Source organism: Salsipaludibacter albus (genome assembly GCF_019798055.1).
In the GTDB taxonomy this organism is placed as follows: domain Bacteria; phylum Actinomycetota; class Nitriliruptoria; order Nitriliruptorales; family Nitriliruptoraceae; genus Salsipaludibacter; species Salsipaludibacter albus.
This window is the reverse complement of record NZ_JAHOPH010000011.1, coordinates 17,392-29,707: the sequence shown is the minus strand read 5'-3', so window position 1 is coordinate 29,707 and position 12,316 is coordinate 17,392. Positions and strand designations below refer to the sequence as shown.

Annotated in this window: 12 protein-coding genes; 2 read left to right on the top strand and 10 right to left on the bottom strand. The window is 72.8% G+C overall.

From position 1 onward, the window contains the following. Positions 1-102 precede the first annotated feature (102 nt). The 5 genes from KR546_RS08610 to ilvA are packed head-to-tail and all read right to left on the bottom strand — an operon-like array spanning position 103 to position 5,137. A complete protein-coding gene (locus tag KR546_RS08610) occupies positions 103-627 on the bottom strand; it encodes a D-glycero-alpha-D-manno-heptose-1,7-bisphosphate 7-phosphatase (RefSeq protein WP_238444301.1) in 525 nt (174 codons plus the stop codon). 41 nt (positions 628-668) lie between these two features. Beyond that, complete coding sequence (locus tag KR546_RS08605) at positions 669-1,682, bottom strand: GHMP family kinase ATP-binding protein (RefSeq protein ID WP_238444300.1); 1,014 nt, start codon at positions 1,680-1,682, stop codon at positions 669-671. 9 nt (positions 1,683-1,691) lie between these two features. Then, the gene (locus KR546_RS08600) at positions 1,692-2,969 is read right to left on the bottom strand and encodes a glycosyltransferase family 4 protein (RefSeq protein WP_238444299.1); all 1,278 of its coding nucleotides are present in this window, start codon (positions 2,967-2,969) and stop codon (positions 1,692-1,694) included. Position 2,970: 1 nt separating this feature from the next. Then, complete coding sequence (locus tag KR546_RS19665) at positions 2,971-3,876, bottom strand: hypothetical protein (protein WP_238444298.1); 906 nt, start codon at positions 3,874-3,876, stop codon at positions 2,971-2,973. A 52-nt stretch (positions 3,877-3,928) separates the two neighbouring features. Beyond that, on the bottom strand, positions 3,929-5,137 hold the full coding sequence (gene ilvA, locus KR546_RS08590; RefSeq protein WP_238444297.1) for a threonine ammonia-lyase: 1,209 nt from the start codon (positions 5,135-5,137) through the stop codon (positions 3,929-3,931). A gap of 247 nt (positions 5,138-5,384) precedes the next feature. Between ilvA and KR546_RS08585 the strand changes: the two genes are divergently transcribed. Beyond that, positions 5,385-6,773: a class II fumarate hydratase gene (locus tag KR546_RS08585; RefSeq protein WP_238444296.1), complete on the top strand. Its 1,389-nt coding sequence runs from the start codon at positions 5,385-5,387 to the stop codon at positions 6,771-6,773. 45 nt (positions 6,774-6,818) lie between these two features. Here KR546_RS08585 and KR546_RS08580 read toward each other — a convergent pair whose 3' ends face one another. The 5 genes from KR546_RS08580 to KR546_RS08560 form a co-directional block, all read right to left on the bottom strand. After that, positions 6,819-7,616 (bottom strand): hypothetical protein, encoded by a 798-nt coding sequence (locus KR546_RS08580; RefSeq protein ID WP_238444295.1) that lies wholly within the window; start codon positions 7,614-7,616, stop codon positions 6,819-6,821. Between the two features lie 679 nt (positions 7,617-8,295). Next, entirely contained in the window at positions 8,296-9,183 is an 888-nt protein-coding gene (sucD, locus tag KR546_RS08575) for a succinate--CoA ligase subunit alpha (protein WP_238444294.1), read from the bottom strand. Between the two features lie 42 nt (positions 9,184-9,225). Further along, positions 9,226-10,389 (bottom strand): ADP-forming succinate--CoA ligase subunit beta, encoded by a 1,164-nt coding sequence (gene sucC / locus KR546_RS08570; RefSeq protein WP_238444293.1) that lies wholly within the window; start codon positions 10,387-10,389, stop codon positions 9,226-9,228. Between the two features lie 72 nt (positions 10,390-10,461). Beyond that, positions 10,462-10,863, bottom strand: a complete 402-nt coding sequence (locus KR546_RS08565; protein WP_238444292.1) for a cobalamin B12-binding domain-containing protein — start codon at positions 10,861-10,863, stop codon at positions 10,462-10,464. 139 nt (positions 10,864-11,002) lie between these two features. Then, on the bottom strand, positions 11,003-11,635 hold the full coding sequence (locus KR546_RS08560; protein ID WP_238444291.1) for a hypothetical protein: 633 nt from the start codon (positions 11,633-11,635) through the stop codon (positions 11,003-11,005). Between the two features lie 87 nt (positions 11,636-11,722). On the opposite strand from KR546_RS08560, the gene KR546_RS08555 reads away from it, so the two are divergent. Continuing rightward, on the top strand, positions 11,723-12,274 hold the full coding sequence (locus KR546_RS08555) for a hypothetical protein (protein WP_238444290.1): 552 nt from the start codon (positions 11,723-11,725) through the stop codon (positions 12,272-12,274). Positions 12,275-12,316 lie beyond the last annotated feature (42 nt).

Below are 12,316 nucleotides of genomic sequence, written 5' to 3'. Positions count from 1 at the left end.
CGCAGCGGTCACGGGGAGCCGGACAGACGGGAACCTTCGGCCGGACCGATCGTCCCCGCAGTGTGTCGCGTCACCGATCCGGTCGCCACCCGGGGCTGGCCGTCAGCCGGCGAGCACGCGGTCGATCGCGGCAGGGAGGTCCGCGACGACGGGGAAGCCGGCGGCCTCGGCGTCGGCCGCGTGCCGGGCGCCGTGGCCGGACGACACCAGGATCCCGGCCGCCCCGGCCGCACGGGCGGCCTCACAGTCGGTCAGGTGGTCGCCGACCATCGTCGTGTGGGCCGGATCGAGCCCGAGGTCCGCCATCGCCGCGCGGGGCATGCCGGGACGGGGCTTGCGACAGTCGCAGCCGTCGTCGGGGTGGTGCGGACAGTCGTAGATCGCCTCGACCGCGGGGAACAGCTCGGCGAGGTGGGCGTGCAGCTCGTCCAGCCGTTCCCGGCTGACCAGCCCACGCGCCACCGCCGACTGGTTGGTCACCACCGCGATCCGCCAGCCCTCGGCCGCCGCCGCCGCGACGGCCTCGCGCCCACCCGGGACCGCCACGAGGTCGGCGGGATCGTCGAGGTAGCCACCCTCGACGGTCAACGTCCCGTCGCGATCGAGCAGGAGCCCGCGCTCGGGCACCTCTGCACGGCGGGGGTCGGCCCCGTTCGGAGTCCAGCGTCTCACGACCGGGCCCGCCAGGTCCGCACCCCGCCGTCGGTGAACGAGAAGCTGACCGGTGGAGCGCCACGGTCACGCAGCTCGCGGATGAACCCGCCGCGTCGCTCGAACGGGACCATCAGCAGCAGGTAGCCGCCCCCGCCGGCCCCGAGGAGCTTGCCTCCCAGGGCGCCGAGGTCCCGGGCAGTTGCGTACAGGTCGTCGATCTCGTCGTTGGTGATGCCCTGGGCGAGCTGTCGCTTGGCCTGCCAGTTCTCGTGCAACACGTCGGCGAACCCGGTCAGGTCCCCCCGCAACAGCTTGGTCCGCAGCTCGATCGCCAGCCCCTTGAGGCGGTCCAGGCGGGCCATCGTGTCGGCCTCCCGGGACCGCGTGGCCTCGATCTGGCGGGTGAGGATCCCCGACGATCGCCGGGACGTCACCGGGGCCGGGACCAGCACCAGCGAGCCGTGCAGCTCGGCGAGCACGTCCGAGCGCAGCCGCAACGGATGCACCAGCACGCCGTCGCCGGTGAACTCGATGAAGTTGAACCCGCCGAAGGTCGCCGCGTACTGGTCCTGCAGGCCCCCGGGGACGCCGAGGTCACGTCGCTCCAGGCGCACGGCCCGGTCCGCCAGCTCGTAGGGACCCAGGGGGGTGCCCTGGAGGTCCGCCAGCGCGGCGGCCATCGCCACGATCAGCGACGACGACGAGCCCAGCCCCGACCCGGGCGGCGCGTCACACGACAGCACCACCTCGGCCCCGTCGGGTCCGCCCAGGTCGTCGAGCACCACCCGGGCGAGCTGCTGACGCCCCGAGATCGCCGCCGCCGTCGACAGGTCCGGCGACGACAGGTGCACCGCGCCGTCGTCGCCACGCCGGACCGACGCATAGGCGGCCCAGTCGATGGTGGCCGACAGCACGGCGCCCCCGGCCTGCTGCGGGTAGGGGGGCACGTCGGTCCCGCCCCCGGCGAACGAGATGCGCAGGGGCGCACGGGCATGGACGACGTGGGGCGTGGCGGGAGCGGCAGTCATGGGCGCAACCTAGCGACGCCGCGGCGTCGGCCCGTCGGTCCCGGGCTCGGGGCCACCTCCCAGTGCGGGGGCCGACGGTGGCGGCGTGCCGGCGACGACGGCGTCGAGGTCGTCCCGGAAGCCGGCCACGATCCGGTCCCAGTCGAAGTGCTCCTCGACGAAGCGGCGCCCGGCCCGGCCCATGGCGCGGGCACGCTCGCGGTCCGACAACAGGGTCACGACGGCGGCGACCACCTCGCTGGGGTCGGTGCCGTCGACGAGCAGGCCCGTCTCGCCCGGCACCAGCGCCTCCGGCGAACCGCCCGAGTCCCCGGCCACGACCGGGCGGCCGACCGCCTGCGCCTCGAGGAAGATCACCCCGAACCCCTCCTGCTCGAGTCCGCCCCAGCGAGTGCGGTTGGGGTGGACGAACACGTCGCCTGCGGCGTGGTGGGCGGGCAGCTCGTCCCACGGGACCCGGCCCGCGAACACGATCGCGTCGTCGTCCCGCGCCGCGGCGGTGGCCATCAGTCGATCGGTCAGGTCACCCGTGCCGGTGACCAGCAGCCGGGCACGGGGCACGTGCTCGCGGACCCGCGACCAGTGCTCGACGAGGACGTCGATCCCCTTGCGGGCGACGTGTCGCCCCACGAACACGGCGACCGGATCGTCGCCGAGCCCGTGGCGTGCCCGGACCCGGGTGCCGTCGACGGTCGGCGCGAAGGTGTCCAGGGGCACGCCGGTGCGCAGGAAGCGGATCGGCGGTCCGTCCGCGCCCACGAGGTCTCGCAGGTGGCGCCCCGTCCATGCGGACACGGTGGTCAGCAGCGCCGCTGACCGCAAGTGGCGTCGCAACAGGCCGGCCGCGCCGGGCAGGTTCGCCGGCATGACCAGCTCGGCCCCGTGGGTCATCACCACGGCGGGCAGGCCCAGTCGGGCCGCGATCGGGACGAGCGGCCACGGCGCGGCGAAGAGCAGCACGTTCGCCCCGTGCTCCACGACGGCGGCGGCCACCTGTGCCGTCACGGCCTCGGTGGGCAGCATCCAGCCGTCGGGACCACGGAGGCGGTCGGGCGGATCGGAGCTGCGATGGACCGGGTAGGGCGCGGACTGGTCGTGCTCGGCAGCCGCGGGATGGTGGGGCGCGAACGCCGCGGCGTCGTCCAGCCGGGCCAGCACGTTGTCGGTGTACTGCTGGATCCCCCCGACGACGGGCAGGAAGTCGTTGGTGACCAGCAGGGGGCGGGCCGACGCGTGCCGCACCGCGCCGCCCGGCGCCCGCGCGGGCCCGGTGGGGTCGGTCGACACGTCAGATCTCCGTCCCACCGTCGTCGCCCTGGAAGCCCCGCTCGAGGATCTCGTCCGCGAGGTCGACCACGTCGTCCGGCGCGGCGTCCCGATCGAGGTTGCGTTCGACCGAGGTCGCGAAGCCGTCTGCCGAGAAGTTGATCGCGTCGAAGTATGGTCCCGCGGCCTCCGGACGGTCGACCAGCGTCGGGTCGGATCCCACCGCGGTCCCCCAGTCGATCCAGTCCTGGAGATGGGTGACGTAGGCATCGCGGATCGCGGCGACGTCCGGATCACCGGCGGTGTCGAGGTCGGTGAGCTGGCCACGGATGCGCTCCAGCTCGGCCACGTGCGCGGCGGCCTCCTCCTCGAACGCGGCCAGTTCCTGCTCGTCGAGGTCGTTGGTCGCGACCGGGGTCGACTGGGACAGCGCGATCATCTCGCGCTCGGAGGCGTCGATCGCGGCGAAGAGCTCACGGTGGGCCGTGGCCGCCGCCGGGTCGAGGTCGCCGTCGTCGGCCGGAGCCGCCGGTTCCGTGGTCTCGGCGTCACCGGACGGCGCGTCGTCCGCGGATGCCCGATCGCTCGGCGCGGCCGTGGTGGACGTGTCCTCGCCGGCACCGGCCAGCAGCGCCACGGCCAGCCCACCCACCACGAGCAGGACGACCGCGACGAGTGCGACGACCAGGCCCCCACGGCTGCGCCGTGGCTCCGGGCCGGGGTCGGGATCGTCCCAGGATCCACCTGGTGGTCCGGGCGGGGCGGTGTCGGGCGCCGCCCAGTCGGCCCCGGCGCCCGCGGCCGGTGGCGGCGGCGGAGGCACGGACGCGGGTGGTGGCGGCGTGGAACCGGGTTCGGCGGACGGGCCCGCGGGGGGTGGTGACGAGCCGGCGGGCCAGGACGGCGGCGGCAGGGACGGTTCGCTCACGGGTCCCTCTCCGGTCGACGAGGTGGACGGCGAGGCCGAGGGTATGACCGATTCACACCCGCGTGACGACGTGGCCACGCTCGCGCAACTGGCTCACCAGCTCCTCGATGTGGGGCTCGCCACGCGCCTCCAGCTCGACCACGACGTCGACCTGCCCGATCCGCAGTCGGCGACCGAACCGCTGGTGCTCCACGCCGACGACGTTGGCCCGCAACTCGGCCAGGACCTCGAGGAAGGCCGCGAGCGCGCCCGGGCGATCCGCGATCCGGGTGTGCAGGGTGACGTGGCGTCCCTCCTCGGCCAGGCCGGACCGCACCAGGTGGTCGAGCATCATGGGGTCGATGTTGCCCCCGGAGAGGATCGCCACGACGGGACCGTCGACCTCCACCAGTCCCTCGATCAGCGCGGCCACCCCGACGGCCCCGGAGGGTTCACAGACCAGCTTGGCCCGTTCCAGCAGGAGGGTCAGTGCCCGGGCGATCGCCTGGTCGTCGACCGTCACCACGTCGTCCACCAGGGCATCGATGTGGGCCAGGGTGAGCCGGCCCGGCTGCTTGACCGCGATCCCGTCCGCGATGGTGTCGACGCTGGGCGCCGGGACCGGCTCACCGGCGGCCAGGGACGGTGCCACGGGGGCGCAGCCGGCGGCCTGGACGCCGACGATGCGCACGTCGGGACGTGCTGCCTTGATCGCCACGGCGACCCCGGAGACCAGCCCACCGCCGCCGATGGGCACCACCACGGTCGTGAACCGAGCGTCCTGGTCCAGCAGCTCGCGCCCGAGCGTGCCCTGGCCGGCAATGATGTCCGGATGGTCGAAGGGGTGGACGAACACGCGACCCTGTTCCTCGGTGAAGGCCATCGCGCGTTCGAGGACCTCGTCGAAGGAGTTGCCCTCGGCGACGACGGTCGCGCCGTAGCCACGGGTGGCCTCGACCTTCGGCAGGGGCGCCTGCTCCGGCATGAAGACGGTCGCGTCGACCCCCTGCATGCTGGCCCCCAGTGCGACTCCCTGGGCGTGGTTGCCGGCCGAGGCACACACGACGCCACGAGCCCGCTGCTCGTCGTCGAGCCGATGGATGCGGTGGTAGGCACCGCGCAGCTTGAACGATCCCGTCCGCTGCAGGTTCTCGCACTTCAACAGGACCTGCTGGCCGACGTGGGCGGCGAGCGCCCGGGAGCCCTGGAGCGGCGTCAGATCGACGACCCCGTCGAGCACGCCGGCAGCCTCGTCGACGTCGGCGGCGGTGACCAGTTCCACGAGACTCCCGACGTCCGGGGGGCGTGTCCGGCGGCCGACACGAGTGCGAGCGAGTGCGGCGGGGGCGGTGTCGGTGCGGGACGGGTCGGGGACGTCGTCGTCCCCGGGCACGCGTCGATGGTAGGAGGCTGCCGGGCGGCGACGAGCACTACCCTCGACCGGGCCGCTCGACGACGGCAACCCGGCATCGAGCCGAACGTTGTCGACGACGCGAGCGTGCTCCCACGGCCCTGTCTGGAGACCACCGATGACCGAGTACCGCACGGCCCACGACACCATGGGGGAGATGCAGATCCCCGCCGACGCCCTGTGGGGGGCGTCGACCCAGCGGGCCGTGGAGAACTTCCCGGTCTCGGGCCAGCCGGTGCCCGCCCCGGTCGTGCACGCACAGGCCATGATCAAGTGGGCAGCGGCCACCGCCAACGAGGAGTCCGGCGTGGTGGACGCCGACGTCGCCGACGCGATCCGACGCGCGGCCGACGAGGTGATCGCGGGCGAGCTCGACGAGCACTTTCCGGTGGACACCTTCCAGACCGGCTCGGGCACGTCGACCAACATGAACGTCAACGAGGTCCTGGCCAACCGCGCCAAGCAGCTGCTGGGCGAGGACCTGTCGTCGGACGTCGTCCACCCCAACGACCACGTGAACGCGTCCCAGTCCTCCAACGACTCGTTCCCGTCCGCCGTGCACATCGCGTGCGCCCGGACGGCGACCGACGTCACGCTGCCCGGGCTCGCCCGCCTGGCCGCGAGCCTGCGGGCCCGGTCCGAGGACTTCGCCGACGTCGTGAAGTCGGGCCGCACGCACCTGATGGACGCCACGCCCGTCACGCTTGGCCAGGAGTTCGCCGGCTACGCCCGCCAGGTCGAGCTGGGCCACCAGCGGGTGGAGCGGGCCCTGGAGACGATCACCGAGCTGGCACTGGGCGGCACGGCGGTCGGCACCGGGCTGAACTGCCCGCCCGGCTTCCCGGAGCAGGTCATCGCGCTGATCTCGGACCGCACCGGGATCGACTTCCGCGAGGCCGAGGACCACTTCGAGGCCCAGGGCTCGCGCGACGCGCTGGTCGAACTGTCCGGCGCCCTCAAGGTGGTCGCCACCAGCCTGATCAAGATCGCCAACGACGTGCGCTGGCTGTCGTCGGGGCCGCGCACCGGCCTGGGCGAGCTGCAACTGCCCGAGATCCAGCCGGGCTCGTCCATCATGCCCGGCAAGGTCAACCCGGTGATCCCCGAGTCGGTCCGCCAGGTCGGCGCCCAGGTGATCGGCAACGACGCCGCGGTCACGGTGGGTGGGCTGTCGGGCGAGCTCGAGCTGAACGTGATGATCCCGCTGATGGCACGCAACGTCATCGAGTCACTCGAGTTGGTCGGCCGCGTGGCGGACCTGTTCGTCGACAAGTGCCTGGACGGGACCACGGCCACGGATGCCGGTCCGCGCCTGGTCGAGCAGTCCCTGATGCAGGTGACGGCCCTGGTGCCCGAGATCGGCTACGAGCGGTCGGCCGCGCTCGCCAAGCAGGCCCACAAGAACGGCACCACGTTGCGCGAGGCCGCGATCGCCGACGGGGTCGACGCCGAGCTGCTCGACCGGGTCTTGGACTACCGCCGCATGGCCGAGGGCGGCGTCATGTAGCTCGTCGCCCGGCTGGCCCGCCCTCGGGGCCGCCCCGGACCCCGCTCAGGGCGACCGGTCCAGCGGGTCGTCGCCACTGCCCAGCCGCGCCACGGCCCAGGCCACGCCCAGCTCGACCTGTCGCACGTGCTCGGGCTCGAGTGCGTCCCCGGCCGCCGTGCGGACCACGAACCGGTCGTCGGCGGTCCCGCCCCGGGTCTCGATGCGGGCGACCCGGATGTCCAGGCGCAGCTCGGCGAGCGCGTCGGTGATGGCGAACAGCAGACCGAGCCGGTCCGCCGTGCGCACGTGGACCTCGTCGCCGGTGTCACCCGCCACGACCGACACGTCCACGCGGCGATCGGCCGGGCCACCGACCTCCCGGGCCTGCACGTCGACCCTCGCCCGCAGCGCGACCCGGCCCGCGACGGCGTCGACGAGGTCGCCCTCGAAGCCGGCCCACCAGCTGGTGAGCACGCCCCGGGGCGACTCCACCTCCACGGTGTCGACGGCCACGCCGTCGTCGGTCGTGTGGGCGTCGGCGCGCACGACCTGGCCACCGGCCAGCGACACGACACCGCAGATCCGCGACAGGAGACCCGGGGTGTCGATGGTCACGACGTCGAGCTCCCGGCGTCGGTCGTCGTCCGTCGGCAACGGGGTCACGCGCGACGCGACCTCCCCGGGGCGCGGTGGACGCCGCAGCATCAGCAGGTGACGAACGACCGATCGCGGGCGGACCTGGTCGAGGTAGGCCGTGCCGAAGCGCCGGACGTGGGCCTCGATCTCCACCGTCTCGAGTGGCACCACGCCGGCTGCCTCGCGAATGGCGTCGAGTCGGGCGGTCGCGGTGCTGGAAGGCATCGGGGCTCCGGGGTTGCGCGTCGGACCGCCCGTCCGGGACGATCGCGTGTCCGCAGTGTGCCGGTCGGTGGTCCACCGCCGCCAGCCCGCCGAGGACAACGGGCCGTCGGAGCCGGTCGCACCCGTCCCCGACGGGCCGATCGCGCACGCTCCCCCGGCGTCGTGCGGTCGTCGCCCGGGGGATTCGTCAGCACCCGGGCCCAATGCCGTACGGGAGGGTCGCGGAAGACAACGAGTGCACATGGAAACAGGTGGTTAGGCCGTCCGATCGGACGGTCCCACCGTGCTAACACGGTGGTGCAACCGTCGTGCTGTCTGCTACAGTCAGTGCCAGTGGTGATCTGCCCCTGATCATCCAGCACCACACACGCCGGCTCCCCCTCCGGCAGGTGCAAAACAAGACGGATTCTGCCTTCCCCCAAAGGCACCGTCTGCCGGTTGACGCCGTTCCCCGCGCGTCCCGGTTTCAGAACCCCCGGCCTTCGTGCCGGGGGTTCTTTCTTGCCCGGACGTTCCGCTCCTCGGCGTCGGGCATGCCGTCCGGGGCCGGGACGTGCGACGCCCGCGCGGGGCCGTGCTGGCCTGCGCGGTCGGCGAGGCGATCGGGGTGCGGTGGGTGGCCGGGGGGTGGCCGAGGCGCCCGGACGAAGCGCCCGGACGAGGCGCCCGGTCCAGGTGCCTAGCCGAGTCGCTCGATCATCAGCTGGGCCGCTTCGGAGGGGTTGAGCGCGACGGCGATGCCCATGCCCTCGAGGATCTCCTTCTTCTCGGCGGCCGACTCGCCACCGGGCCCGCCCTCCTTGACGATCGCGCCCGCATGGCCCATCTGCTTGCCGGCAGGAGCCTCGTAGCCGGCGATGTAGCCGACCACGGGCGTGTCCGGGATGTTGTCCCGGATCCACTCGCCGGCCTTCTGCTCCTCGGAGCCACCGATCTCGCCGACGAACGCGATCGCGTCGGTGTCGGGGTCCTCGGCGAACGCCTGGATCACGTCCAGGAACTGGGTGCCGATGACGGGGTCACCACCGATCCCCACGCACGTGGAGATGCCGATGCCGGCCTGGGCCAGCTCGTGCATGATCTGGTAGGTCAGCGTCCCCGAGCGGGAGACCAGCCCGACCGTGCCGGGCGAGGGGATGTCCGCCGGGATGATGCCGACGTTGGCCTTGCCGGGCGAGATCAGCCCGGGACAGTTCGGGCCGATGAGCCGGGTCCCACCGCGACGGACGACGGTGTCGTACACCTCGGTCATGTCGTGCACCGGCACGCCCTCGGTGATGGCCACGATCGTGTCGATCCCGGCCTCGTGTGCCTCCAGGATCGCGTCCTTGGTGAACGGCGCGGGCACCATCACCAGCGAGGTGTTGGCACCGGTCTCGGCGATCGCCTCCTCCACCGTCGCGAAGACGGGGAGGTCCAGCTCCTCCCAGGTCGTCCCGCCCTTCTTCGGGTGCGTGCCGGCCACGACGGCGGTGCCGTAGTCGAGGTTGCGCTTCGCGTGGAAGGTGCCCTGCGAGCCGATGCCCTGCACGACCACCTTGGTCTGCTCATCGATGAAGATCGACATGTGTGGAACTTTCGTGGAGAGGTTGGGGGCGCGTGCGCCGGATCAGGCGCCGGCCAGCTCGACGGCCTTCTCGGCGGCCTCGGACATGGTGGCCGCGGAGACCACGCTGGGGTGTGCGGCCTCGGTGAGGATGGCACGGCCCTGCTCGGCGTTGGTGCCGTCCAGTCGCACGACCAGCTTCTGCGGGAACTCCCCCAGGCGATCGCACGCCTCGAGGATCCCGTTGGCGACGTCCTCGCCACGCGTGATCCCGCCGAAGACGTTGACGAAGACCGACTTCACCTGGGGGTCCGACAGGACGAGCGCCAGCGACTCGGCCATGACGTCGGCCGAGGCGCCCCCGCCGATGTCCAGGAAGTCGGCCGCCTTGCCACCGGCCTGGGCCACCACGTCCAGGGTCGCCATGACCAGCCCGGCGCCGTTGCCGAGCACGCCGACGGAGCCGTCCAGCTTGACGTACTGGATGCCCTCCTCCTTGGCCTTGGCCTCCAGTGGGTCGCTGGCCTCGAGACCCTCGACCTCCCACTCGGCGTAGCCGTCGTGGCGGAACGCTGCGTTGGCGTCGAGGGTGACCTTGCTGTCCAGGGCGATCACCCGGTCGTCGGTGGTGCGCACCAGCGGGTTGATCTCGACCAGCGTGGCGTCCTCGGCGACCATCGCCCCGAACAGTGCCACGAGCAGGTCGGCAGCCGCGTCCACGACCTCGGCCGGGAAGTTGGCCCGCGTGATGATGTCGCGTGCCGTGTCGACCGGCAGTCCGTCGGCGGTCTCGGAGGGCAGCAGCGGCTGCTTGACCACCGCGTCCGGGTCGGTGCGGTTGACCTCCTCGATGTCGACGCCACCCTCGCGCGAGGCGATGACGAGGTAGCCCTTGCCGACCCGGTCGTGCATGATCGACAGGTAGTACTCCTCGGCGATGTCGCTGGCCGGCTCGACGTAGATCACGTTGACCGTGTGGCCCTTGATGTCCAGCCCGAAGATCGACTCGGCCGCCGCGACGGCCTCCGCGGGGGTCGGGGCGACCTTCACGCCACCCGCCTTGCCACGTCCGCCGGTCTTGACCTGGGACTTCACGACCGTCACCGGCCCGAGCTCCTCGGCCGCGGCGGCGACCTCGTCGACCGTGGTGCAGACCCGGCCCGGCGGTGGGACGGCAACGCCGTTGCGACCGAACAGTTGCTTTCCCTGGTACTCGACGAGGTCCATGCAGGTGTCCTTGTGGTGACGAAGTTCGAGGATGGCGTGGCGAGGTGGGCGACGACGCGCCGCGGACGTGGGTCAGGCCCTGGCCGACTCGGGGATGGTGTCCAGCACCCAGTCGGTGATCGTCTTCATGGGCGTGCCCGGCGTGAAGATCTCGGCGACACCCTGCTCCTTGAGCAACGGGATGTCGGCGTCGGGGACGATCCCGCCGCCGAACACGACGATGTCGGAGGCACCCTCGTCGGCGAGCAGGTCGACCACCTTGGGGAACAACGTCATGTGCGCCCCGGAGTGGATCGACAGGCCGATCGCCTGGGCGTCCTCCTGGATCGCCGCGGCGACGATCTGGGACGGGGTCTGGTGCAGGCCGGTGTAGATGACTTCGCAGCCGGCATCGCGCAGCGCCCGGGCCACGACCTTCGCGCCACGGTCGTGCCCGTCCAGTCCCGGCTTGGCCACGATGATCCGGATCGCCATGTCTGCACTCCTGTCGACGACCCGGACCACGTCGTCGTGGGCCGCGACCTCCCAGCGTAGTCCGCCGTCCGGGCCCGATCGGGCCCCGATCGTCCCGTCCGACCGCGTCCGCGACGGATCCGGGACCGACGGTGCCGGGTCAGATGATCACGGGGAACGAGATCAGGAACCCGATGCCGGTGAGCAGCAACGCGCCCGCGAGTCCGAGCACGACCCAGCCAGCCACGTGCGAGTCGAGCCGCCCGGACACGGCTGCGAAGAACAGCACGAGCGCGAAGAGCACGGTCAGGAGGGTGTAGCGGTCGCCGCGGGCGTTGTTCTCCAGGGCCGTCGCGAACAGCGCGTCCGCCCGGTCGTCCGCACTCGCCGCGTCTGCCTCGCCCGGAACTCGGTACTCCGGCATCGCGAACGGGCCGGCCGGGGCATCCGGGTTCTCGAGCGGGTCCAGTTCCAGCCATGCGTCGTACGCGACCCGGAAGTGGTCCGTGAAGCGGTCCTCGATGAACGCGACCACGTCATCCTCGCCGGCGCCCCGTGCCTGCACGTACGCGCTGAAGATGGTGAGGTCGAACTGGCGGGCCGCGTTGGCCTCCCCCATGTCGCGGGCGGCCTCGATCCGCTGGGTCGAGGCGCGCGAGAAGGCGATCGACATCTCGCCGCTCCACTTGCTGGACTCGAAGCCCGACCATGCCGTGAGGATGGCGGTGACCGACAGCAGGATGACGGCCACGAGCTCGCGGCGCGTCAGGGTGCGGTCCTCGTGTCCGGTCATGGGCGCGCAGCCTAGTCCAGCGGAGCGGCCGTGCCGCGATGGTCACGCACGCCGTGCCTGCGCCGGCCACCGCTACCGTCGCCGACCATGACCACCGACCCGCCCGACCCCCGTGACGAGCCCCCCGAGGAGCCCCCGGCCTACGGGCCGTCCGGCTACCTGCCGTCCAAGGCATCGGCTCGTGCGCGCAAGATCGTCCTGCGGGCCCCCCTCGGGCTCCAGTGGGTGATCGGCGCGATCGTGGCGGGCCTGGTGGTCGTCGTGGCAGGGGTGCTGTTCCTGACCCGTGCCGGCCCTCCGGGCGCACCGTTCGTCGCCACGGTGGCGATCGACCAGGTGGACGGGGCCACCGCGCTGGACGACCTCGACGCCCTGCTGGTCATCGGGGGCGGCCCCGCCGTGGCGTTCGCCGGCCTGTCCGACCACGAGCTGGCCTGGTGCGAAGGGACGCGGCGGGTGGAGGGCATGGTCGCCGGCACGCCGGCGACGTGGCACGCCGCGACCGGACGGGGGTTCGGTGTCGCGTCGCTGGCGAGCCATCCGGTGGTGGTCCACGACGGCGTCGCGTACGTCGACCCGACCGCGACCAGCCCGGGGCCCCGCCCGGCGCCCGAGCCCGAGACGCCGGGCTGTCGCTGAGCCGCGACCACACCCCACTGACGAACCGGTCGCCCCGGCGAC

Bases quoted from the DNA above. Each gene is read 5' to 3' on its own strand.
- KR546_RS08605 (WP_238444300.1), bottom strand. From the start codon at position 1,682: ATGACTGCCGCTCCCGCCACGCCCCACGTCGTCCATGCCCGTGCGCCC.
- KR546_RS08585 (WP_238444296.1), top strand. From the start codon at position 5,385: ATGACCGAGTACCGCACGGCCCACGACACCATGGGGGAGATGCAGATC.
- KR546_RS08580 (WP_238444295.1), bottom strand. From the start codon at position 7,616: ATGCCTTCCAGCACCGCGACCGCCCGACTCGACGCCATTCGCGAGGCA.
- sucD (WP_238444294.1), bottom strand. From the start codon at position 9,183: ATGTCGATCTTCATCGATGAGCAGACCAAGGTGGTCGTGCAGGGCATC.
- sucC (WP_238444293.1), bottom strand. From the start codon at position 10,389: ATGGACCTCGTCGAGTACCAGGGAAAGCAACTGTTCGGTCGCAACGGC.
- KR546_RS08565 (WP_238444292.1), bottom strand. From the start codon at position 10,863: ATGGCGATCCGGATCATCGTGGCCAAGCCGGGACTGGACGGGCACGAC.
- KR546_RS08560 (WP_238444291.1), bottom strand. From the start codon at position 11,635: ATGACCGGACACGAGGACCGCACCCTGACGCGCCGCGAGCTCGTGGCC.
- KR546_RS08555 (WP_238444290.1), top strand. From the start codon at position 11,723: ATGACCACCGACCCGCCCGACCCCCGTGACGAGCCCCCCGAGGAGCCC.